This window comes from Streptomyces sp. GL_148, assembly GCF_057834205.1.
On sequence record NZ_CM174396.1, the window covers coordinates 5,725,715 to 5,746,411 of the forward strand.

At 72.6% G+C, this 20,697-nt stretch carries 23 protein-coding genes; 13 read left to right on the top strand and 10 right to left on the bottom strand.

What is annotated here, in order from left to right:
- Nucleotides 1-119 precede the first annotated feature (119 nt).
- Complete coding sequence (dapC, locus tag AC3IYI_RS26445; RefSeq protein ID WP_489406076.1) at nt 120-1,220, top strand: succinyldiaminopimelate transaminase; 1,101 nt, start codon at nt 120-122, stop codon at nt 1,218-1,220.
- Nucleotides 1,221-1,312: 92 nt separating this feature from the next.
- Here the strand turns inward: dapC and AC3IYI_RS26450 are convergent, their stop codons facing one another.
- Together AC3IYI_RS26450 and AC3IYI_RS26455 are read right to left on the bottom strand one after the other, a co-directional pair.
- The gene (locus tag AC3IYI_RS26450; protein WP_489406077.1) at nt 1,313-1,663 is read right to left on the bottom strand and encodes an ATP-binding protein; all 351 of its coding nucleotides are present in this window, start codon (nt 1,661-1,663) and stop codon (nt 1,313-1,315) included.
- Nucleotides 1,664-1,890: 227 nt separating this feature from the next.
- Nucleotides 1,891-2,883, bottom strand: coding sequence for a hypothetical protein (locus tag AC3IYI_RS26455; protein WP_489406078.1), 993 nt, complete (start codon nt 2,881-2,883; stop codon nt 1,891-1,893).
- An 86-nt stretch (nt 2,884-2,969) separates the two neighbouring features.
- Here AC3IYI_RS26455 and dapE point away from each other — a divergent pair, with 86 nt between their 5' ends.
- Nucleotides 2,970-4,064 (top strand): succinyl-diaminopimelate desuccinylase, encoded by a 1,095-nt coding sequence (dapE, locus tag AC3IYI_RS26460; RefSeq protein ID WP_489406079.1) that lies wholly within the window; start codon nt 2,970-2,972, stop codon nt 4,062-4,064.
- Between the two features lie 24 nt (nt 4,065-4,088).
- Here dapE and AC3IYI_RS26465 read toward each other — a convergent pair whose 3' ends face one another.
- The gene (locus AC3IYI_RS26465; RefSeq protein WP_489406080.1) at nt 4,089-4,838 is read right to left on the bottom strand and encodes an RNA-guided endonuclease InsQ/TnpB family protein; all 750 of its coding nucleotides are present in this window, start codon (nt 4,836-4,838) and stop codon (nt 4,089-4,091) included.
- 332 nt (nt 4,839-5,170) lie between these two features.
- On the opposite strand from AC3IYI_RS26465, the gene AC3IYI_RS26470 reads away from it, so the two are divergent.
- Nucleotides 5,171-5,929 (top strand): LOG family protein, encoded by a 759-nt coding sequence (locus tag AC3IYI_RS26470; protein ID WP_382755872.1) that lies wholly within the window; start codon nt 5,171-5,173, stop codon nt 5,927-5,929.
- Nucleotides 5,930-5,979: 50 nt separating this feature from the next.
- Here the strand turns inward: AC3IYI_RS26470 and folP are convergent, their stop codons facing one another.
- A complete protein-coding gene (gene folP, locus AC3IYI_RS26475; RefSeq protein ID WP_489406081.1) occupies nt 5,980-6,840 on the bottom strand; it encodes a dihydropteroate synthase in 861 nt (286 codons plus the stop codon).
- Nucleotides 6,841-6,916: 76 nt separating this feature from the next.
- Between folP and AC3IYI_RS26480 the strand changes: the two genes are divergently transcribed.
- A complete protein-coding gene (locus AC3IYI_RS26480) occupies nt 6,917-7,288 on the top strand; it encodes a DivIVA domain-containing protein (protein ID WP_489406082.1) in 372 nt (123 codons plus the stop codon).
- Nucleotides 7,285-7,863, top strand: a complete 579-nt coding sequence (locus AC3IYI_RS26485) for a DNA-3-methyladenine glycosylase I (protein ID WP_489406083.1) — start codon at nt 7,285-7,287, stop codon at nt 7,861-7,863. The genes AC3IYI_RS26480 and AC3IYI_RS26485 overlap by 4 nt, the downstream gene beginning before the upstream one ends.
- 511 nt (nt 7,864-8,374) lie before the next feature.
- Here the strand turns inward: AC3IYI_RS26485 and chcB are convergent.
- A complete protein-coding gene (gene chcB / locus AC3IYI_RS26490) occupies nt 8,375-9,178 on the bottom strand; it encodes a 2-cyclohexenylcarbonyl CoA isomerase (RefSeq protein ID WP_489406084.1) in 804 nt (267 codons plus the stop codon).
- A gap of 331 nt (nt 9,179-9,509) precedes the next feature.
- Here chcB and AC3IYI_RS26495 point away from each other — a divergent pair, with 331 nt between their 5' ends.
- Together AC3IYI_RS26495 and AC3IYI_RS26500 are read left to right on the top strand one after the other, a co-directional pair.
- A complete protein-coding gene (locus tag AC3IYI_RS26495; protein WP_003966491.1) occupies nt 9,510-9,677 on the top strand; it encodes a DUF3117 domain-containing protein in 168 nt (55 codons plus the stop codon).
- Between the two features lie 130 nt (nt 9,678-9,807).
- Complete coding sequence (locus AC3IYI_RS26500; RefSeq protein WP_489406085.1) at nt 9,808-10,425, top strand: hypothetical protein; 618 nt, start codon at nt 9,808-9,810, stop codon at nt 10,423-10,425.
- 62 nt (nt 10,426-10,487) lie between these two features.
- On the opposite strand, the gene AC3IYI_RS26505 is transcribed toward AC3IYI_RS26500, so the two are convergent.
- A complete protein-coding gene (locus AC3IYI_RS26505) occupies nt 10,488-11,150 on the bottom strand; it encodes an O-methyltransferase (RefSeq protein WP_489406086.1) in 663 nt (220 codons plus the stop codon).
- Between the two features lie 143 nt (nt 11,151-11,293).
- Here AC3IYI_RS26505 and sigE point away from each other — a divergent pair, with 143 nt between their 5' ends.
- The 5 genes from sigE to AC3IYI_RS26530 all read left to right on the top strand — a co-directional run bounded on the left by sigE (nt 11,294) and on the right by AC3IYI_RS26530 (nt 15,750).
- Nucleotides 11,294-12,073 carry an RNA polymerase sigma factor SigE gene (gene sigE, locus AC3IYI_RS26510; protein WP_243335949.1) on the top strand — a complete coding sequence of 260 codons (780 nt, stop codon included), beginning with the start codon at nt 11,294-11,296 and terminating at the stop codon, nt 12,071-12,073.
- Nucleotides 12,070-12,765, top strand: a complete 696-nt coding sequence (locus tag AC3IYI_RS26515) for an anti-sigma factor family protein (protein WP_489406087.1) — start codon at nt 12,070-12,072, stop codon at nt 12,763-12,765. The genes sigE and AC3IYI_RS26515 overlap by 4 nt, the downstream gene beginning before the upstream one ends.
- Nucleotides 12,766-12,909: 144 nt before the next feature.
- Nucleotides 12,910-14,343 carry a S1C family serine protease gene (locus tag AC3IYI_RS26520; protein WP_489406088.1) on the top strand — a complete coding sequence of 478 codons (1,434 nt, stop codon included), beginning with the start codon at nt 12,910-12,912 and terminating at the stop codon, nt 14,341-14,343.
- Nucleotides 14,344-14,461: 118 nt separating this feature from the next.
- The gene (locus tag AC3IYI_RS26525) at nt 14,462-14,911 is read left to right on the top strand and encodes a sec-independent translocase (RefSeq protein WP_489411677.1); all 450 of its coding nucleotides are present in this window, start codon (nt 14,462-14,464) and stop codon (nt 14,909-14,911) included.
- A 134-nt stretch (nt 14,912-15,045) separates the two neighbouring features.
- Nucleotides 15,046-15,750 carry a hypothetical protein gene (locus AC3IYI_RS26530; protein WP_327254806.1) on the top strand — a complete coding sequence of 235 codons (705 nt, stop codon included), beginning with the start codon at nt 15,046-15,048 and terminating at the stop codon, nt 15,748-15,750.
- 95 nt (nt 15,751-15,845) lie between these two features.
- On the opposite strand, the gene AC3IYI_RS26535 is transcribed toward AC3IYI_RS26530, so the two are convergent.
- The 3 genes from AC3IYI_RS26535 to AC3IYI_RS26545 all read right to left on the bottom strand — a co-directional run bounded on the left by AC3IYI_RS26535 (nt 15,846) and on the right by AC3IYI_RS26545 (nt 19,059).
- Complete coding sequence (locus AC3IYI_RS26535) at nt 15,846-17,015, bottom strand: Mrp/NBP35 family ATP-binding protein (protein WP_489406089.1); 1,170 nt, start codon at nt 17,013-17,015, stop codon at nt 15,846-15,848.
- Between the two features lie 42 nt (nt 17,016-17,057).
- On the bottom strand, nt 17,058-17,564 hold the full coding sequence (locus AC3IYI_RS26540; protein ID WP_243336148.1) for a DUF1003 domain-containing protein: 507 nt from the start codon (nt 17,562-17,564) through the stop codon (nt 17,058-17,060).
- A gap of 196 nt (nt 17,565-17,760) precedes the next feature.
- Complete coding sequence (locus AC3IYI_RS26545; RefSeq protein ID WP_489406090.1) at nt 17,761-19,059, bottom strand: magnesium transporter MgtE N-terminal domain-containing protein; 1,299 nt, start codon at nt 19,057-19,059, stop codon at nt 17,761-17,763.
- Between the two features lie 254 nt (nt 19,060-19,313).
- On the opposite strand from AC3IYI_RS26545, the gene AC3IYI_RS26550 reads away from it, so the two are divergent.
- The gene (locus tag AC3IYI_RS26550; protein ID WP_489406091.1) at nt 19,314-20,108 is read left to right on the top strand and encodes a hypothetical protein; all 795 of its coding nucleotides are present in this window, start codon (nt 19,314-19,316) and stop codon (nt 20,106-20,108) included.
- A gap of 52 nt (nt 20,109-20,160) precedes the next feature.
- On the opposite strand, the gene AC3IYI_RS26555 is transcribed toward AC3IYI_RS26550, so the two are convergent.
- Complete coding sequence (locus AC3IYI_RS26555) at nt 20,161-20,676, bottom strand: hypothetical protein (RefSeq protein WP_489406092.1); 516 nt, start codon at nt 20,674-20,676, stop codon at nt 20,161-20,163.
- Nucleotides 20,677-20,697: the final 21 nt, after the last annotated feature.

The following is a 20,697-nucleotide window of genomic DNA, read 5'->3' on the forward strand; positions in this document are numbered from 1 at the left end:
GTCCCTCGGTCCCGTACGGCTCGCAGCCGCACGGGACCGAGGCCGTTTCGACAGCACACCGCCGGCAGCAAACGAAGACCTTCTGGAAATCACGCAACACCGGAAAGCGAGAGCACCACGTGGCCGCAGTCTCAGCCCGTCTCCCCGTCTTCCCCTGGGACAAGCTGGAGCCGTACAAGGCGACGGCGGCGGCCCACCCGGACGGGATCGTCGACCTCTCCGTCGGCACCCCCGTCGACCCGGTGCCGGAGCTGATCCAGCGCGCCCTGGTCGAGGCCGCGGACTCCCCGGGCTACCCCACGGTGTGGGGCACCCCCGCCCTGCGCGACGCGATCACCGGCTGGGTGCACGGCCGCCTCGGCGCGAGCGCCGCCGGGCACCGCAACGTCCTGCCGGTCGTCGGCTCCAAGGAACTGGTGGCCTGGCTGCCCACCCAGCTGGGTCTGGGCGCCGGAGACCAGGTGGCCTACCCCCGGTTGGCCTACCCGACGTACGAGGTCGGTGCGCGGCTGTGCGGCGCCGAGCCGGTGGTTTACGACGACCCCACCACCGATCTCGACCCGGCCCGCGTGAAGCTGCTGTGGCTCAACTCCCCGTCCAACCCCACCGGCAAGGTCCTCCCCAAGGAGGAGCTCGCAGCGATCGTGGCCTGGGCGCGCGAGCACGGGATCCTGATCTTCAGCGACGAGTGCTACCTGGAACTGGGCTGGGAAGCCGAGCCCGTCTCCGTCCTGCACGACGAGGTCTGCGGCGGCTCGTACGAGGGCATCGTCGCCGTCCACTCGCTCTCCAAGCGGTCCAACCTGGCCGGCTACCGGGCGGCCTTCATCGCCGGTGACGCCGACGTCCTGGGCGAGCTGCTCCAGATCCGCAAGCACGGCGGCATGATGACCGCGGCCCCCGTGCAGGCGGCCACGGTGGCGGCCCTGGGCGACGACGTCCACGTCGAGGAGCAGCGGGTGCGCTACGCGGCCCGCCGCGCGGCGCTGCGCACGGCCCTGGAGACGCACGGCTTCCGCGTCGAGCACAGCGAGGCCAGCCTGTACCTGTGGGTGACCCGCGACGAGCCCTGCTGGGACACCGTCGCCCACCTGGCCGAGCTCGGTGTCCTGGTCGCGCCGGGCGACTTCTACGGCGAGGCGGGCGCGCAGTTCGTCCGCGTCGCCTTCACGGCCACGGACGAGCGCGTCGCGGCGGCGGTCAAGCGGCTGGCGCCGTAGCGGATTCAGCCTGGCGGCCCTGTACGCGCAGACGGCCCGAGGGGCCCGGGAGTTCGTGCTCCCGGGCCCCTCGGCGTTCATGGCGGAGGCTGCTAGCCGAGGCCGGGCAGCCCGCCCGGGAGGCCGCCCGGCAGGCCGCCGCCCGGGAGGCCGCCGCCCGGCAGGCCGCCGCCGGCGAGCGGCAGGCCCGCCAGCAGGCTGCCCGCGGCGCCGGTCACCTCGTCGGCGGGCGCGGGCGCCGGCAGGGTGGAGGCGGGCACGGCATCGGTCGCGGTGTCGCCCGCGGCGGCGACCGTCGCGTCCGGCGCGGTGAGCGCGCCCAGCTGCGGCACGGACTCCAGGCCCGCGGCGCTGGCCGCGCCGGCCGCACCGACCACGGGCGCTGCCCCGGCTGCGAGGAGCAGCGCGGCACGGGCGATCCGACGGGTCAGGGGGAGGGACATGTTGCTCCTAAGCGGTAGCGGCTGAGTACGCCGTGACAACCGCTCGGAGGGGGGCGCGAGTTGCGGAGCCGGTGGGTAAAGGATCAGTAACGGATCGTTTAATCGGCTTCCGGGCCGACCGTCCGGAACGCGCCCCGACCTGCGGTTGTGCGCCCGCCGGGACCTCCGTGTCCGCCGTACGGGTCACCCCCGTACGGGGGACGGGTCGCACGCCCGTCCACCGGGAATCAGTCGCGTACGAAGATCCGTACCTGGCCCGGACCGGCGGCGCCGGGATCCCCGGCGCCGTTCCCCGCGCCCGCGGCGCCCCGCTCCCGCCACCGGTCGCCGTCCTTGCCCGCGACCCAGGACTCGCCGCCGTACGAGACCCGCGTGATCCCCAGCTCGCGGGAACCGGCCACCGCCCACTGCGCGAGCACCCGGCCGGTCCGCGCCGCCGGATCCCCGCCGCCGGGCTTCGCCACCAAGGTCACCTCGGACTCGGCGGCCGCGCCGGCGCCCTCCCCGGCACCCTTCCCGGACGCCGGATCGCCCGCAGCGGCGGGCAGCGTGTACAGGGGGTGCTTGCCGAGCAGCCGGGTCAGCTCCGCCCGCACCTTCGCCGGATCGCCGGGCCGGGTGGGCGCGGGCCCGGTACAGGTCAGGTGGCCGCCGCCGGTGAAGGCCGCGGTCAGCACGGTGGCGTCCGGCTCGTGCTTCGCGTAGGCCTGCGGGAAACCGCTCAGCTGCACCTTCTGCGCCGCCACCGTCAGAGGGAGCCTCGAGTACCCCTTGATCTCGGCCAGCCGGTCGTAGAAGATCCCGGCCGAGTACACGGGGTCCATGATCTGATCCGGCGTGCCCCAGCCCTGCGAGGGCCGCTGCTGGAAGAGGCCCAGAGAATCCCGGTCGCCGTGGTCGAGGTTGCGCAGGGCCGACTCCTGCATGGCGGTCGCCAGCGCGATGGTCACGGCCCGGTCGGGCATCCCCTTGGAGACCCCGACCGCGGCTATCGTCGCCGCGTTCGCCGCCTGGTCGGTGGACATCTCGTCGAACTGGCCGGAACCCTTCGCGCCGCTCTTCCCGTCGGCCCAGGCCGTGCAGTAGGGCACGCCGCCGTTGTCGTTCGACGCGCGCTGCACGACGAAGTACCCGGCCACCGCGACCAGCACCAGGAAGCCCGAGACCCAGCGGAGCGGGCGACGGCGGCGGCGAGGGCGGGAGTGATCGGTCTGCGGCACGCCGCCCACCGTACTTGAGCCATATGACGCGTCCATCGGCCGGACGGACAAGGCTTCGCCGCAGCCCGGGGCGTTAGGGTCTCTCCATGTCCGAATCCGAGCTGGACCTCACCCTGGACGCCGCCGAGCTGACCGCCCGGCTCGTCGACATCCCCTCCGTGAGCGGCGACGAGAAGGTACTCGCCGACCTCGTGGAACACGCCTTGCGCGGCCTGCCGCACCTGACCGTGGACCGCTTCGGCAACAACGTGGTCGCGCGCACGCACCTGGGCCGCGCCGAACGCGTCGTACTCGCCGGGCACCTCGACACCGTGCCGATCGCCGACAACGTGCCCTCCCGCCTCGACGAGAACGACGTCCTGTGGGGATGCGGCACCACCGACATGAAGTCGGGCGTCGCCGTACAGCTGCGCATCGCGGCCACGGTCCCCGAACCCAACCGGGACCTCACCTTCGTCTTCTACGACCAGGAAGAGGTCGCCGCCGACCTCAACGGCCTCGGCAAGGTCGCCGAAGCCCACCCCGACTGGCTGACCGGCGACTTCGCCGTCCTCCTCGAACCCTCCAACGCCGAGGTCGAGGGCGGCTGCCAGGGCACCCTGCGCGTCCTGCTCCGCACGGCCGGCGAGCGCGCCCACTCCGCGCGCAGCTGGATGGGCTCCAACGCCATCCACGCCGCGAGCCCGATCCTGGCCAAGCTGGCGGCGTACGAGCCCCGCAAGCCCGTGATCGACGGCCTGGAGTACCGCGAGGGCCTCAACGCGGTCCGCATCGACGGCGGCGTGGCCAACAACGTCATCCCGCACGCGTGCACGGTCACGGTCAACTTCCGCTTCGCTCCCGACCGGACCACGGACGAGGCGATCGCCCACGTCCGCGAGGTCTTCGCGGACTGCGACGTCGACGAGTTCGTCATCGACGACCTCTCCCCGGGCGCCCTCCCCGGCCTCTCCCACCCGGCCGCCGCGGCCTTCATGGAGGCCGTCGGAGGACACGCCATGCCGAAGTTCGGCTGGACGGACGTCTCCCGCTTCAGCGCGCTGGGCGTCCCGGCGGTCAACTACGGCCCGGGCGACGCCCTCCTGGCCCACAAGGCCGACGAGCGCGTGGAAACGAAGGCGATCCTCCACTGCGAGGAACGACTCCGCGCCTGGCTGACCTCGTCACCTGCCGGCTCCTGAGAGCCGAGCTTGCGTTACGGCGCATCACTGGGTGTGGTGTGTCGTCCGCGTCCGGCCGTCCCGCTGGTGCGGGACGGTTGGGGCCGGTGACGGGGCCCCGCTGCGCCACAGCATCTGCGCGCGTGCGCGGATGTTGCGGGAGCCGTTGCGGTCTGCGTGATCAACGAATCCGCAGGACCGGCAGGCGAAGCGGGCTTGCGAGACCCGGTTCGCCTTGTCGACGTGGCCGCACTCGGAGCACGTGCGGGAGGTGTACGCCGGGTCGACGTACACCACCGGTACCCCGGCCCGACGGGCCTTGTAGGCGATGAACTCTCCGAGCTGGGCGAAGGCCCAGCTGTGCACCATGGCCCGTTGGGGCTTCCTCAGCCGTACCCGTTCGCGGATTCCGGTCAGGTTCTCCAGACCGATTCCGCGCCCGGTGCGTTCAGCCTCGGCCACGATGCGTTTGGCGATCTTGTGGTTGACGTCCCGGGTCCGCCGGGACTCCTTGCGCCGCCTGCGCTGGATGCGCCGCTTGGCGGATTTGGTCCTCTTGCGTTGAAGCTTGGTGCGCACGTCCCGGTCACGTTTCCGTAGCCGGTTGAGTCGCCGCCCGGCCATGATCTCGCCATCGCTCGTCGTGGCGATGTTGACGATGCCGAGGTCCACACCGAGAAAGCCGGTGGGTTGCCCGTTCGGTACGGCTTCCGGTACGTCGCAGGTGGCGGAGAGGTACCACGAGCCGTCGCGGTGGATCAGGTCCGATTCACCGTGGCGATGAGCGGCGACCATCGCCAGCTGGGCCGGACTGCCTGTGTACGCCGGCCGACTCCGCCACCCAGGAAGCCGCCTGGTTGCAGGCGCGCAGGGTCGAGGCCAGTGCCAACGCCTGTGAGGGCGTCGGCAGGAGCTTCACCTGAACCACCAGCTTCATGGAATGTGAAGCTATGAGCTCGGACATGAGTCTGCGTGACGATCGCTCGTTCCTCACCGGTTTCAGCGAGTTGTCGAGAGTCTGTTCGCCCGATGAGCCTTTCCGGCCACGCCAGTAACTCGTCGAGTTCCGTTGGTCGTCACCCCGGTGCGCCTAACCTGATCCAACGATCAGCAGGAGGGAGCACATCATGGGCAACCCTGAAGGGTCCGCTCGTCGTCGGCCCGAGGAGCAGCAGCTCGGGCCGGTGCTGAGGAGGCGGGGCCAGGTGCAGGCCGGCAGTACGACGGACCAGCGGCTGCTGGATTCGGCCGGGCCCTCCGAGTGGGTGCACACCGATCCGTGGCGGGTCCTGCGCATCCAGTCGGAGTTCATCGAGGGCTTCGGCACGCTGGCGGAGCTGCCGCCGGCGATCAGCGTGTTCGGCTCCGCCCGGACTCCGGCGGGCTCGCCGGAGTACGAGGCGGGCGTGCGGATCGGCGGCGCGCTCGTGGAGGCCGGCTTCGCGGTGATCACGGGCGGCGGTCCGGGCGCGATGGAGGCGGCCAACAAGGGCGCGCGGGAGGCCAACGGCATCTCGGTGGGCCTGGGCATCGAGCTTCCCTTCGAGCAGGGGCTCAACCAGCACGTCGACCTCGGGCTGAACTTCCGTTACTTCTTCGTCCGCAAGACGATGTTCGTGAAGTACAGCCAGGGCTTCGTGGTCCTGCCGGGCGGGCTCGGCACCCTCGACGAGCTGTTCGAGGCCCTGACCCTGGTCCAGACGCAGAAGATCACCCGCTTCCCGATCGTGCTGTTCGGCACGGCGTACTGGAGCGGGCTCATCGACTGGCTGAAGAACACGGTCATCGCGCAGGGCAAGGCCTCGGAGAAGGACCTCTACCTCTTCCACGTCACCGACGACGTGGACGAGGCGATCGCGCTCGTGACGAAGGAAGTCGGCAGGTAGCAGACCCCGCCGGAGGCCGCACCGGCCTCCGGCGGGCCGGGCCGGTTGCGTCAGGCCAGCCCCCGGCGGGCGACCGCCGGGGGGCGGTGGCCCTGGATCGAGCGGACCATGTCGAGGATCTGCTTGGTTTCCGCGACCTCGTGGACGCGGTAGACCTGGGCGCCCAGCCAGGCCGAGACGGCCGTCGTGGCCAAGGTGCCCAGGAGGCGTTCCTTCACGGGCTTGTCCAGGGTCTCGCCGACGAAGTCCTTGTTGGAGAGGGAGACCAGGACCGGCCAGCCCGTCTCCGCCATCTCGGAGAGGCGGCGGGTGGCCTCCAGCGAGTGGCGGGTGTTCTTCCCGAAATCGTGGCCCGGGTCGATCATGATCGACTCGCGGGGGACGCCCAGGGCCGCCGCGCGCTCGGCCAGGCCGACCGTGACGCGGAGGATGTCGGCCATCACGTCCTCGTACGCGGTCCGGTGCGGCCGGGTCCGCGGCTCGACCCCGCCCGCGTGGGTGCAGACGATGCCCGCGCCGTGGCGCGCGGCGACCTCCGCGAGCTTCGGGTCCACCCCGCCCCACGCGTCGTTCAGCAGATCGGCCCCGGCCTCGCAGACCGCCTCGCCGACCTCGTGCCGCCAGGTGTCGACGCTGATCACCACGTCGGGGTGGCGGCGCCGGACCTCGGCGACGAAGCCCACCGTGCGCCGGGCCTCCTCCGCCGCGTCCACGTGCTCGCCGGGACCGGCCTTCACCCCGCCGATGTCGATGATCGCGGCCCCCTCGGCCACCGCCTGCTCGACCCGGTCCAGGGCCGGCTCGTCGCGGAAGGTCGCTCCCTGGTCGTAGAAGGAGTCAGGGGTCCGGTTCACGATGGCCATGATCACCGTCTCGTGGTCGTCGAACTCGCGCCTGCCCAGTCGCAGCATCCTGCTCTTTCCTCCTTCGGCGACCCTTGCGCCTCGCCAGCGACCTTAACCTGGTGGCCGGAGTCTCTCAGGGGAGTTGATCGTGTTCGCGTTCTTGCTCATCGCGCTGGTCGTGGTCGTCGCCGGAGTCACCCTCGCGGTGGCCGGCGGGGGGACCGAGGCCGTGCTGCCGGAGGCCGAGCCCGACCGGCTGTCCGACGCCCTGCCGGAGAACCGTCCCGTCGTACGGGCGGACATCGACGAGCTGCGCCTGCCCGTGGCCCCGCGCGGCTACCGGATGGCCGACGTGGACGACGTACTGGAGCGGCTGGCGGCGGAGCTGGCGGAGCGTGACGCGCGGATCGCGGAGCTCACCGCGGCGGCCGCGGCCGCGCCGGCGACTGCTTCCGCGTCCGCGTCCGCTTCCTCCGACGGCTCCGTGGACCTGACCAAGGCCGCCGAGCAGTGAGCGGGGTGCTCGCCGGACCCGACGGGGGCCTGCGGTGCCCCTGGGGGCTGGCCACCGAGGACTACATCGCGTACCACGACACGGAGTGGGGCCGTCCGGTCCACGGGGACGACGCACTCTACGAGCGGCTGTGCCTGGAGGCCTTCCAGTCGGGGCTGTCCTGGCTGACGATCCTGCGTCGGCGGGAGGGATTCCGGACGGCCTTCGCGGGCTTCGAGATCGCCAAGGTTGCGGAGTTCGGGGCGGCGGAAGTGGAACGGCTCCTCGCCGACGAGGGGATCATCCGCAACCGGGCCAAGATCGAGGCGACCCTCGCCAACGCCAAGACCCTGGCCGGGTGGGGTGAGGGCGAACTGGACACCCTGATCTGGTCCCACGCCCCGGAGCAGCCGGGCAGGGCCCCGAAGAGCACCACTGAGATCCCGGCGGTGACCCCGGAGTCCACAGCCCTGGCCAAGGCCCTGAAGAAGGCGGGCATCCGCTTCGTGGGCCCCACGACGGCCTACGCCCTGATGCAGGCGTGCGGCCTGGTCAACGACCACCTGGCCCGCTGCGTGGCCCGCGACCTGACCTGACCGGTCCCGGCCCGGCGTGAGCCGGCCACCCCGGGCGGCCCGGCCTCCCCGGGCGGCCCGGCCTCCCCGGGCGGCCCGGCCTCCCCGGGCGGCCCGGCCTCCCCGGGCGGCCCGGCCTGGCCCGGCCTCGTTCGGCCTGCCCTGACCTTGCCGGGTGCGGCTGGGGCGGCCCTGCGGGGCGAGGTCCCCTACCCGCCCTTCCACCGTTTCCCGGGCTCCGCCCGGACCCGTTGGGCCGGCCCCCGGACCCCCGCTCCTCAAACGCCGGAGGGGCTGGGTGCATCCAGCCGTCCGGCGTTTGAGGACCGGGGTCTGGGGCGGAGCCCCAGGGTCTTTCGGGGTCCGGGCAGCGCTCGGGGAACGGTGGAAGGGCGGGTCGGGGACTCCACCCCGCGCAGCGGCAAGGGTCGCAGCGGGGACTCCGCCCCGCGCAGCGGCGCACCCGCGGCCAGGGCTGAGTGCGGGCCGGCCCGCACCCGCGCGGCGGTGCCCGGTTCGTCCGGCGGAGCCGCTAGCGGCCCAGGTAGCGCGGAGCTTCCTTCGCGAGGAAGGCCGCGACGGCGATCCCGTGGTCCTCGGAGGCCCCGGCACGGGCCTGGAGCACGTCCTCGTGGTCCAGCGCGTCTTCGAGCGACCGCGAGGCCCCGTACGCCAGGGACTCCTTCAGGGCCGCGTAGGCGACCGTCGGGCCCTCGGCCAGCCGCCGGGCCACGGCCAGCGCCTCGGCCGCCAGCTCCTCCGAGGGGACCACACGGTTCGCGATGCCGAGTTCCAGTGCCTCCTGGGCCTTCACGGACCGCGGGAAGAGCAGCAGGTCGGAGGCGCGCGAGCCGCCGATCAGGCGGGGCAGCGTCCAGGAGACGCCCGAGTCGGCCGTCAGGGCGACCCCCGCGAAGGAGGTGTTGAAGGAGGCGGTGTCCGCGACCACGCGGAAGTCCGCCGCCAGGGCGAAGCCGAAGCCCGCGCCCGCCGCGACGCCGTTCACGCCCGCGACCACCGGCTTCGGCATCTCCGTCAGCGCCCGGACGATCGGGTTGTAGTGCTCCGCGACGGTGTTCATGGTCAGCGAGGAGCCGTGCTCGCGGTCGGCCGCCAGGAACCCGACGTGCTCCTTGAGGTCCTGGCCCACGCAGAACGCCCGGTTGCCGGCCGCGGTGAGCAGGACCGCCCGTACCGCCGGATCTGCGGCCGCCGCCCGGGCCGCGTCGCGCAGGGCGACCTTGGCCTCGGTGTTCATGGCGTTCATGGCCTCGGGCCGGTTAATCGTGATGGTCGCGAGTCCGTCGGTCACTTCGTAGAGCACGCTGTCGGCCATGGCGGGGGTCCCCCTTCGTCGCGGGCTGGCTACCGGCCGGTACCGGCCGGTGCAAAGGTCAGCATGGCGGACCGGACCGGGGTCGGACATGTGATGTGCGTCAAATAAACGGAAGGGCAGACTCGTGGCGCGGCGGCGGAGTATCGCAGGCGAGTCCCCGAAATGAGTGGTTTTGGTCAAGCGCGTTGCACAAGCGTTCCCAGCCGATGTTGGTCATCGGGTCCTGACATGCGGGATAATGGCCTGGAAGCAATGTGTTCGATGCCGGGTATTAGGCGCCTGAATGGGGCCGTCGGCTGACGATGAACTGGTTTCAGGAAGGGGAACGAGCATGGCGGCCATGAAGCCGCGGACGGGCGACGGCCCGCTCGAGGTCACCAAGGAGGGGCGGGGCATCGTCATGCGCGTACCGCTCGAGGGCGGCGGTCGGCTCGTCGTCGAGCTGACTCCGGACGAGGCGGACGCCCTGGGTGACGCCCTGAAGAAGGTCGTCGGCTGATCCCCCAAGGACGCTGACAGTACTTTCGCTGTTCTCTGCACCGCCCCGGCCGCGCTATGCGGTCGGGGCAGTGTTGTGTCCCCGTGACCCGTGACCCGTGACCCGTGACCGCGATCGCTGGAGCCGCGCCGTGACCTTCTCCCCGCCCGCGCCGCCCGCCTTCGCCGCCTGCACGCCCCGCCAGAAGGCGGCCCTGGTCCTCACGGAGGTCCTGGCGCCGGCGAACCTGGTGGTGGCCCAGCTCCTGCTGATCGGCTGGCACAGCACCGGGTCGTGGTCCGGTCTCGGCTGGGGCCTGCTCGGGGCCCTGTTCTGCGGAGTGGTCCCGATCGGCATCGTCCTGCTCGGGGTCCGGCGCGGGGCGCTGACCGACCAGCACATCCGGGTGCGGCGCCAGCGGGTCGTCCCGATGGGGCTGAGTCTGGGCTCGGTCGTCGCCGGGATCGCCCTCCTGCACGGGCTCGGCGCCCCGGCCGACGTCCTCGCGCTCGTCGTCGCGATGCTCGTCGGCCTCGTCTCCTCGCTGCTGGTGACGGTCGGCTGGCAGATATCCATCCACATGTCGGTGGCCGGCGGCACCGTGATGATCCTGCTGCTGGTCTTCGGCCCGGCGCTGCTTCCCGCGGTGCTGATCGCCGCCGGCGCGGGATGGTCCCGGCTGGTCCTGAAGGCGCACACCACGGCGCAGCTCCTCGCCGGAACCGTGCTGGGCGGTACGGCCGCGCTGACCTTCGCGCTGCTGCGCTGACCTGCTGACCTGCTGACCCGCTGCTGCGCTGACCCGCCGACCCGTGTGGGCTCAGCGTGGGCTCAGCGCCGGACCGCGCACAGCAGGCCGTCGCCCACCGGGAGCAGGGCGGCCTCCAGGGCCGGGCTCTCGCGGACGCTGCGCAGCAGTTCGCGGACGCGGAGCACCTCGACGGGCTGGGCCGCGGAGTCGACCGTACGACCGTCGGAGAAGACTCCCTCGAAGCAGACCAGACCGCCGGGGCGGAGCAGGCGCAACGATTCAGCGAGGTAGTCGAGGGACTCGGACGGGTCCCCGTCGCAGAAGACGAGGTCGTATCCGCCGTCGGCCAGCCGGGGCAGTACGTCCAGGGCGCGGCCCGGGATGAAGCGGGCGCGGTTGCCCGCGAAGCCGGCGGCGCGGAAGGCCTGGCGGGCGAAGGCCTGCCGGTCCGCTTCGGGATCCACCGTGGTCAGGACCCCGTCGGCGCGCATTCCGTGCAGGAGGTGGATGCCGGACACGCCGGTTCCGGTGCCGATCTCGGCGACCGCTTTCGCGTCGGCGACGGCGGCGAGCAGGCGCAGCGCGGCCCCGGTGCCGGGGGATACGGAACGGAGTCCCGCTTCCCTGGACCGGTCGCGGGCCCATCGCAGAGCGTCGTCTTCGGCGACAAACGCGTCGGCGAACGCCCAGCTCGTCTGCCGGTTGCCGGTAATGACCCTCTCCTGTCCCCATAGTTGGCGCAACGGTGACTGTATCCGCTGGAGTCGGGAACCCGCAGATGGGACCGGGCGTTGAGAGCAGTAGAGACGCAAGAGCGGCCTGGGGCCCGGAGCCCGTGCAAAGTTACTGCAAAAAAGCTTATCCAGAGCTGACGGGAGGGGTGGCTATGGTAGGGATTCCGCTGGACACCACCAGAGCCGACAGGGGAGGTGCGGCTGCGCCTGTGGATCGTGGGGGTGTCCTCCGACGCCTCTTCTGGTCGGCCGGTGAGCCGAAATCCGTGACCAACATTGCTGACCGTTTCCGCACCGTAGACACCGCAACCACCGCGACCTTCGCCGCCGATGCGGGCTCCCAGGCGTGGACCCCTCCCTCGTGGGAGGAGATCGTCAGCACCCACAGCGCGCGGGTCTACCGCCTCGCCTACAGGCTGACGGGCAACCAGCACGACGCCGAGGACCTGACGCAGGAAGTCTTCGTCCGCGTCTTCCGTTCGCTGTCCACGTACACGCCCGGCACCTTCGAGGGCTGGCTGCACCGGATCACCACGAACCTCTTCCTGGACATGGTCCGCCGCAAGCAGCGGATCCGCTTCGACGCCCTCGCCGACGACGCCGCCGAGCGGCTGCCGAGCCGTGAGCCGTCCCCGCAGCAGGTCCTGCACGACACCCACTTCGACGCGGACGTGCAGCAGGCGCTGGACACCCTCGCGCCCGAGTTCCGCGCGGCCGTCGTGCTCTGCGACATCGAGGGCCTGTCGTACGAGGAGATCGCCGCCACGCTCGGCGTGAAGCTCGGCACCGTGCGCAGCCGTATCCACCGGGGCCGTTCGCACCTGCGCAAGGCGCTCAAGCACCGGTCTCCCGAGGCCCGTGCCGAGCAGCGCGCGCTGGCCGGTGTGGCGGTGGGCGCGCCCGGCGCCGGGGGAGAGGGCGGAGCCGAGTGAGTGGCATCAGTCCGTCCCCGTCGCCTGCCGAACAGGCTTTCTCCGCTGAGCAGGCTTCCTCCGCCGAACAGCATTTGGGCGACCGGCTCGCCGCCCTCGTGGACGGGGAGTTGGGCCACGACGCGCGCGAGCGGGTGCTGGCGCACCTGGCGACGTGTCCCAAGTGCAAGGCCGAGGCCGATGCGCAGCGGCGCCTGAAGGCCATGTTCGTGGAGAGCGCGGCGCCTGCGCTGTCGGCCGGGTTCCTGGCGCGGTTGCAGGGGCTGCCGGGAGGCGGCGCCGAGGGCCCCTCAGGGCCTTCCGGACCCTTCGGCCCGTCGGCGGGAGCCGACCCCTTCGCGTCCTTCGGCTACGCGCCGCCCGCGGCCGCCGCGCCGCAGCAACAGGGCTTCCGGATACACGAGGTGGGCCGGCAGCGGCGCCGCCTCGCGTTCGTGGCCGCCGGAGCGGTGTCGCTCGCCGCGATCGCGCTGGGCGGCTCGCTGCCGATGGAAGCGGTCGAGCCCAATGCCCGGGGCGAGGCCCCGGCCGCGCGCACGGGACCGGTGGTCCCGGTGGTCGACGCGGTGGTCCGGGAGAAGCGGATGAGGCCGGGCACCGTCCCGACGTTCCGCCCGGTCACCCCCCTCGCGGTCTCCCCGTCGCCCTCCCGCCCGACCACCTCCGCACGCCCCGTGTCCCTGTACCGGTAGCCGTCGGGGCCGGGCCAGGGGCTGTCGTCCCCTTCCCGCCTGTCCGGACCGCCGGGCGGGCGGTACGGGCGACCTGGTTGAATCTCCGCCAGATGCGCCGCCCCGGGCGGCCGGCGGAGACCGACAGGTAGGCGGGGAGCGCCCATGTCCGACAGTCAGCAGACCGATCCGGTGGCGGATCCGGTCCCCGCCCCCCTGCCCCGGTGGTGGAGCCGCCCCGCCGATCCCGTGGGCGCGCACGAGGCATTCGTACCGCCCCCGCGGGCCGGGTCGCCCGCGGACGGGGCTCCGGTGACCGCTCCGGCCCCCGCCCCCGCCCCGGTAGTGCCCCAGTGGTGGAGCCGGCCCGCGCAGCCCGTGGCCGCGCACGAGGGATCCGTACCGCCCCCGCCGACCACGCCGGAGGCGGACGAGGCGCCGCGGTACGACCCGTGGGATGTGCGGCCGCTCCAGGCGGTGGACCAGGGCCGGGCGGGCTCCCGCCGGCTCCGGCTGCGCCAGGGCATCGTCCTCGGTGTCGGGACCGCCCTCCTGGCCGGAGGCATCGGCGGCTACGCCGGGGTCCTCGCCGAGCGGCAGGCCGGCACCCGCCTCGAACTCCCGCAGGCGGCCCCCGCCGACCGCGGCCGGGCTCCCGACAGCGTCGCCGGGATCGCCGCCGCCGCGCTGCCCGGTGTGGTCACCCTGCACGTCAGCGGCGCGGAGAGCAGTTCGACCGGCACCGGCTTCGTCCTCGACGGGCAGGGCCACATCCTCACCAACCACCACGTGGTCAACGGGGCCCGGACCATAACGGTCACCTTCAGCACCGGCGAGAGCGTCCCCGCCGAGCTGGTGGGCGGCGACACCGGTTACGACCTGGCCGTGGTCAAGGTCGACGGGGTACGGGGCCTGCGGCCGCTCGCGCTCGGAAACTCCGAGAACGTCGAGGTCGGCGACCCCGTCGTGGCCATCGGGGCCCCCTTCGACCTCTCCAACACCGTCACCGCCGGCATCATCAGCGCCACCGGCCGCCCCATCACCGCCGGCGGCGACAAGGGCGACGGCAGCGACGTCAGCTACGTCGACGCCCTCCAGACCGACGCCCCCATCAACCCCGGCAACTCCGGCGGACCCCTCCTCGACGCCAGGGCCCAGGTCATCGGCATCAACAGCGCCATCCGCGGAGGCGACGGCAAGGACAGCTCCGGACAGCAGCGCGGCAGCGTCGGCCTCGGCTTCGCCATCCCGGTGAACCAGGGCAAGCGGGTGGCGGAGGAGCTGATCCGCACCGGCCGCGCCACCCACCCCGTCGTCGGCGTCACCCTGGACATGGAGTACACCGGCGACGGGGCCCGGGTGGGGGAGAAGGGCGAGGACGGGAAGCCGGCCGTCCCCGCGGGCGGGCCCGGAGCCCGAGCGGGGATCAGGCCCGGCGACGTGATCACCGAGGTCGACGGGGTACGGGTGCACGGCGGCGACGAGCTCGTGATCAAGGTCCGTGCCCACCGGCCGGGCGACCGGCTCACCCTGACCGTGCTGCGCGAGGGCCGGGAGCGCACGCTGGAGGTGGTCCTCGGATCGGCGAACGGATCGTGACGGGCGGGTGAAAGCCGAACCGGTCCCGTAATCAGCCGGTCCTGGTGTATTGGCCTGCGGACCGGGCCGGGTACCGTGTGACAGGCCTGACGTGAAGAGAGCCGAGGAGCGGGGCAAGGTGTTCAACGACATAGGCGCACTCGAGCTGGTCACGATCGTGGTGCTCGCCATTCTCATCTTCGGCCCGGACAAGCTGCCCAAGGTCATCCAGGACGTCACGGGCGTCATCCGGAAGATCCGCGCGTTCTCCGACAGCGCGAAGCAGGACATCCGCTCCGAGCTCGGCCCGGAATTCAAGGACTTCGAGTTCGAGGACCTGAACCCGAAGACCTTCATCCGCAAGCAGCTGACCGAGAACGAGGACCTCAAGGAGATCCGGAGCAGCTTCGATCTCCGCAAGGAGCTGACCGACGTCACCGACGCGGTCAACGGCAAGGAATCCGACGCGGCCGAGGCCGCCGGCGGCGCCCTCCCCGCCGCCGCGCCGGGCACCGCACCGGACATGGTCAAGAAGCCCGCGACCCCGGCGCAGGAGCAGCGCACGCGCTACGACGCCGACGCGACCTGACGCCACCCCGAACCACGCGCGCGCCCGCCTGCCCGGCGAACCGCGGTCGGATGGCTATCCTCCTTTGAGTCCGGATCCAGGACGCCCGAGGGGGGTGGGCCGTTCCGGAGCCCACGGAACGAGAGGCCGCTCAGATGGAGACGACGAGCAGTAGCCGGGTAGGCACGCAGCCTGCCGAGGCGCAGACGCCCGCACCCCAGGACCCTCCGCAGTCCCCGGACGCGGCCGCCCCGCCCGTCCCTGCCGCCCGCCGGGCGGCCGAGGGGTACCTGCGGGCCGACTTCCCCTGGTACGGGCTGGACGGGGCCTTCACCGGCCCCCGCTGGCTGATGCAGGTCGCCGCCGGCGCCGACGGCAGCGTGGAGCACGGCTCGACCGGTCACGGGGACGAGCCCTCCGCCCGCGGCGAGATCGCCACCGGGGAGAAGGAACGCTTCGCGGTGGTCGTCACCGTGGCCAGCAACCCGCTGCGCCGCACCGCCGACGGCACCGGCGTCCTGGAGGCCACTTCGGTCTCCTCGGCGGCCTGGCTGGCCGGCTCGGGGCTGCTGGCCTACAGCTGGCCGGGGCAGATGGACCACAGCCTGCGCGACGACTGGCTCGACCAGCAGACCGAGGCCGCCTGGGAACTCGCGGACGACCTCGCGGGGCCGGACTGGTCGACGCTGTCGCTGCCGGTGGACGGGGAGCCCACGCCCTTCCACTACCGAGAGTCGGAGTTCGGGTGGGTCCTGGCGGGTTCCACCGGGAGCGGGGTGCACTTGGGTGCGTACGGCCGCGGGATGAGCGCGTACGGGCTCGGCTTCTCGGTGATCGGGGACCTGGCGGCGTACGAGTAGGGCGAGTAGGACGCACAAAAGACGAGTAGGACGCACAAAAAAAGGGGGGCCCGGCGATGGAATGCCATCGCCGGGCCCCCCTTTTTTTGTGCGTGTCAGAACTTGTTGCGCGGGGTGATGCCCAGGGACATGCCCGCCAGGCCGCGGGCGCGGCCGCCGAGCTTGCCCGCGATGGCGCGCAGGGCCGCGCCGGCGGGGGAGTCGGGGTCGGACAGGACGACCGGGGTGCCGTCGTCGCCGCCCTCGCGCAGGCGGACGTCGATCGGGATCGAGCCCAGCACCGGCACCGCCGCGCCGAGCGTCTTGGTCAGGCCGTCGGCGACCTTCTGGCCACCGCCCGAGCCGAACACGTCGACCATCTCGTCGCAGTGCGGGCAGGGCAGCCCGGACATGTTCTCGACGACGCCGACGATCTTCTGGTGGGTCTGCACGGCGATCGCGCCGGCCCGCTCCGCGACCTCGGCCGCCGCCTGCTGCGGGGTGGTCACGACGAGGATCTCGGCGTTCGGCACGAGCTGGGCCACGGAGATCGCGATGTCGCCCGTGCCCGGCGGCAGGTCGAGCAGCAGGACGTCCAGGTCGCCCCAGTACACGTCGGCCAGGAACTGCTGGAGGGCCCGGTGCAGCATCGGACCGCGCCACACCACGGGCGCGTTGCCCGGGGTGAACATGCCGATGGAGATGACCTTCACGCCGTGCGCCGACGGCGGCATGATCATGTTCTCGACCTGGGTGGGGCGGCCCGCCACGCCGAGCATGCGCGGCACGCTGTGGCCGTAGATGTCGGCGTCGACGACGCCGACCTTCAGGCCGTCGGCCGCCATCGCCGCCGCCAGGTTCACGGTGACCGAGGACTTGCCGACGCCGCCCTTGCCGGAGGCGACCGCGTAGACGCGGGTCAGGGAGCCGGGCTGGGCGAAGGGGACCTCGCGCTCGGCGGTGCCGCCGCGCAGGGTCGCCGCGAGGTCCTTGCGCTGCTCGTCGCTCATCACGTCCAGCGTGACGGCGACCGAGGTGACGCCGGGGACCCGCTGCACGGCCTCGGTGACCAAGTTGGTGATGGTCTCGCGCATCGGACAGCCCGACACGGTGAGGTAGACGGTGACGGCGACCTCGCCGCCATCACCGATCTCCACCGATTTGACCATGCCCAGCTCGGTGATCGGCCGGTGGATCTCGGGGTCGTTCACCGTCGCCAGCGCGTCCAGGATCGCGTCCTGGTCGGGCACTGCGGCGGCGTCGGCGGAGCTTGTCTCGGTAGCCATGCCCCGATGGTACGGCGCGGTGGCGGGCCTCAGGAAAGCCCGCTAGCGGTCGCCTTCGTCACTCTCGAGCGGGAATAGCCGCCGTTCGTCCATCTCCTTGATCAGATCCTGGAACTCGGACCGGATCCAATCGCGCGTGGCGACCTCTCCCAGACCCATCCGCAGGGCCGCGATCTCCCGGGTCAGGTACTCGGTGTCGGCCAGCGAGCGTTCGTTCTGCTTGCGGTCCTGCTCCAGGTTGACCCGGTCCCGGTCGTCCTGGCGGTTCTGCGCCAGCAGGATCAGCGGGGCCGCGTAGGAGGCCTGGAGCGACAGCATCAGGGTCAGGAAGATGAAGGGGTACTCGTCCCAGCGCAGGTCGGCCGGGGCGAAGATGTTCCACAGCACCCAGATGATGATGACGACGGTCATCCAGACGATGAACCGGCCGGTGCCGAGGAACCGCGCGACCCGCTCCGAGAGCCGCCCGAAGGCCTCCGGGTCGTATTCGGGCAGCAGCCGCCGGCGGGCGGGCCGCGGCAGGTCGAGCCGCGCGCGCGAGCGCGTCAGCGCGCTCGCCCCGCTCGGCGCACTGGCCTTCGCCCGCTCGCCGCGCTCGAAAGAGGAACGTTCCGCCCGCTCCGCGGCCGCTTCCGCGAGCCCGTGCTCGCGCGCCTGGGCCCGCGCGTGCTCGCGCCGCTCCCGGCTCTGCTCGCGGCGCCGCTCGCGCCGCGGCTCCCGGTCCGGCTGCTCGCCGCGCCCCCGCTCAGTTCCCACGTAGGGCCCCTTCCGCACGCTCGGAGTCCTCGGGACCCTCCGCATGGAAGTCCGTCTCCCGCCAGTCGTCCGGCAGCAGGTGGTCCAGTACGTCGTCGACGGTGACCGCGCCCAGCAGTGAGCCGCTCTCGTCGACGACCGGGACCGCGACCATGTTGTACGCGGCCAGGTAGCTGGTCACCACCGGCAGCGAGGCGTCCGGCCGCAGCGGCGCCAGCCCGGTGTCCACGATCGAGCTGACCAGGGTGAACGGCGGATCGCGCAGCAGCCGCTGGAAGTGCACCGTGCCCAGGTACTTGCCCGTCGGCGTCTCGTCCGGCGGCCGGCACACGTACACCTGCGCCGCCAGCGCCGGCGACAGGTCCGACTGCCGTACGCGGGCCAGCGCGTCGGCGACCGTCGCGTCGGGCCGCAGCACGATCGGCTCCGTGGTCATCAGACCGCCCGCGGTGTTCTCCTCGTACGACAGCAGGCGCCGCACGTCGGCGGCGTCGTCCGGCCGCATCAGCGTCAGCAGCCGTTCCTTGTCGTCCTCCGGCAGCTCCGAGAGGAGGTCGGCGGCGTCGTCCGGGTCCATCGCCTCCAGGACGTCGGCCGCGCGCTCCTCCTTCAGCTTCCCGAGGATCTCCACCTGCTCGTCCTCGGGCAGCTCCTCCATGACGTCCGCGAGCCGGTCGTCGTCCAGCGCGCTCGCCACCTCGGCGCGCCGCTTCGGCGTCAGGTGGTGCAGGACGTTCGCCACGTCCGCGGGGCGCATCTGCTCGAAGGTGGCGACCAGGTTCTCGGCGCCCTGCCCGTGCTCCTCCAACGAGAAGCCCGTCACCGCCGACCACTCCACGGTCAGGGTCTCGCCGCGCCGCCGCAGCGCACCCGCCTTGCCCTTCCGTACGAAGATCCGGTCGATCTCCCAGTCACGGCGGGCCGGCAGCTGCTGGATGGCCACGTCCAGGACGGTGACCTCCTCGTCGTCCGCGACCAGGCGCACCCGCCGGTCCAGCAGCTCGCCGAGGATCAGCCGCTCGGTGGGACGCTGCTCGAAGCGCCGCATGTTGACCACACCGGTGGTGATCACCTGGCCGGACTCGACGCCCGTCACCCGGGTCATGGGCAGGAAGATGCGCCGCCGGCTGACGACCTCGACGACCAGACCGAGCAGCCGGGGCGGCCGGCCGCCCACGCGGAGCATCGCGACGAGGTCGCGTACCCGGCCCACCTGGTCGCCGTTGGGGTCGAAGACGGGCACACCCGACAGATGCGAGACGAAGATCCGTGGGGCGCCTGCCGCCATCCGAGCGCCTCCTACGAGCTGCGTCATCCGTCGATCACCGGTACTGCCGCCCTCAGGTTAGCCCGTACCGCACACAACCTCCTGGTGGGGCCGTCCGCCCGGGCAACCCCCGGCGGCGGCGCGGGCCCCCGCGGCGACCCTGCGGCCTCCGCACGCGCGTCCCCACGAGCTGCGCACGGGCGCCGCGCGGAGGCCCGCGCAGGGGCGGGTACGCTGCCAGCTGCTCGCCGACGCAACGAGAGGGGCACCTGCCCGTGACCGCCTATTTCCCCGCCCCGCGGCTGCGCCGGGCCGCCTTCGTCAGTGCCCTCTGCGCGGGCCTGGCCGTCGTCGGCACGGGGTGCGGGGCGGACCCCGACGAGGGGACGAACGGGGTCGGCAAGCTGTCCGCCGACCAGATCGAGGACAAGGCGAAGACGGCCGTCACCGGGGCCCAGTCGGTCCACCTCTCCGGCACGCTGGTCAGCGGCGGCAAGTCCTTCACCCTGGACATGCGGCTCGGCGCGGACGGCGGCTCCGGCGAGGTGAAGTCCCAGGACGACACCACCTTCCAGCTGCTGCGGGTCGGGGAGCAGCTCTACCTCAAGGCGGGCGCCGCGTTCTGGGGCCAGTCCGAGGCGGCCGGCAAGCTCGGCGACAAGTTCGTCAAGGTGCCCGAGGGCGACCCCTCGTACAAGCAGTTCCGCGGGTTCACCGACATGCAGGTCATGCTCGACGGGCTGCTTGGGCTCGACGGGAAGCTCACCAAGGGCGAGGACTACACCAAGGTCGGGCTCACCCGGGCCGTGCAGGTCTCGGCGGACAAGGGCAAGGGCGGCAAACTCTCGGTCTCCCTGGAGGGCACCCCCTACCCGCTCCTCATGGAACGCGCGGGCGGCGCCGGCCGGGTGACCCTCGCGGAATGGGGCGCGCCGGTCGAGCTGACGGCGCCCGCGCCGGACCAGACGGTGGACTACGGTTCCGAGCTGCCCACGACCAAGGAGCAGGACGGCGGCTCCGGCCAGGGCGCCCCGCAGGGCTCCGGCCAGGGCGCCAACCCGCAGGGCTAGGCCGTCCAGGCCGTTCAGGCCGTTCAGGCCGTCCGAGCGGTCCCGGCGCGCCTCAGCGGGCCGCCTTCTTCTTCCGCTTCAGCAGCAGCTTCGGCAGCCCGGCCGGGATCGGCTGCCGGGTCGTCGCCGGGGAGCCCAGCGGAGCCGCCGCCAGCGAATCCTCGGGGAGTGCGGCCCGGACCGACTCCGGCTCCAGGCGCAGCAGCCGGCATTCCCGCGCCCAGCGTTCGGTCATCTCGGCGGAGTCGGGCGCGTTCAGCCGCTTGCCCTTGAGCTCGGCCACCGCGGCCTCCCACGGCTCGCTGCCGGGCACGAGCTCCCGTACGGTCGCCGTCCACGCGACGAGCCGGCCGCCCTTGTCCTTGCTGCGCACGGTCACCTCGGCCGCCGCCCCGTCCGCGAGCCCCGGGAACGGCTGCTCCCCGGGCCCGTCGCCGAGCACGTGCGCCGCGCCGTCCACCCAGGCGTGCCACAGGCTGCGGTCGGCCCCGGAGCCGCGGACCCAGATGAGGCCGGACTTCTTGGTGGCCTCCTCGACGAGGGCCAGATCGAGCGCGCTGAGAGTCATGCGCACAGGGTAGCCAGCGGC

Coding starts and splice junctions, on each gene's coding strand:
- AC3IYI_RS26545 (WP_489406090.1), bottom strand. CDS start 19,059: ATGGCGGCAGGCGCCCCACGGATCTTCGTCTCGCATCTGTCGGGTGTG.
- AC3IYI_RS26470 (WP_382755872.1), top strand. CDS start 5,171: ATGGGCAACCCTGAAGGGTCCGCTCGTCGTCGGCCCGAGGAGCAGCAG.
- sigE (WP_243335949.1), top strand. CDS start 11,294: ATGGTAGGGATTCCGCTGGACACCACCAGAGCCGACAGGGGAGGTGCG.
- AC3IYI_RS26530 (WP_327254806.1), top strand. CDS start 15,046: ATGGAGACGACGAGCAGTAGCCGGGTAGGCACGCAGCCTGCCGAGGCG.
- AC3IYI_RS26520 (WP_489406088.1), top strand. CDS start 12,910: ATGTCCGACAGTCAGCAGACCGATCCGGTGGCGGATCCGGTCCCCGCC.
- AC3IYI_RS26450 (WP_489406077.1), bottom strand. CDS start 1,663: ATGTCCCTCCCCCTGACCCGTCGGATCGCCCGTGCCGCGCTGCTCCTC.
- AC3IYI_RS26465 (WP_489406080.1), bottom strand. CDS start 4,838: ATGGTCGCCGCTCATCGCCACGGTGAATCGGACCTGATCCACCGCGAC.
- dapE (WP_489406079.1), top strand. CDS start 2,970: ATGTCCGAATCCGAGCTGGACCTCACCCTGGACGCCGCCGAGCTGACC.
- AC3IYI_RS26495 (WP_003966491.1), top strand. CDS start 9,510: ATGGCGGCCATGAAGCCGCGGACGGGCGACGGCCCGCTCGAGGTCACC.
- AC3IYI_RS26555 (WP_489406092.1), bottom strand. CDS start 20,676: ATGACTCTCAGCGCGCTCGATCTGGCCCTCGTCGAGGAGGCCACCAAG.
- folP (WP_489406081.1), bottom strand. CDS start 6,840: ATGCTGCGACTGGGCAGGCGCGAGTTCGACGACCACGAGACGGTGATC.
- chcB (WP_489406084.1), bottom strand. CDS start 9,178: ATGGCCGACAGCGTGCTCTACGAAGTGACCGACGGACTCGCGACCATC.
- AC3IYI_RS26535 (WP_489406089.1), bottom strand. CDS start 17,015: ATGGCTACCGAGACAAGCTCCGCCGACGCCGCCGCAGTGCCCGACCAG.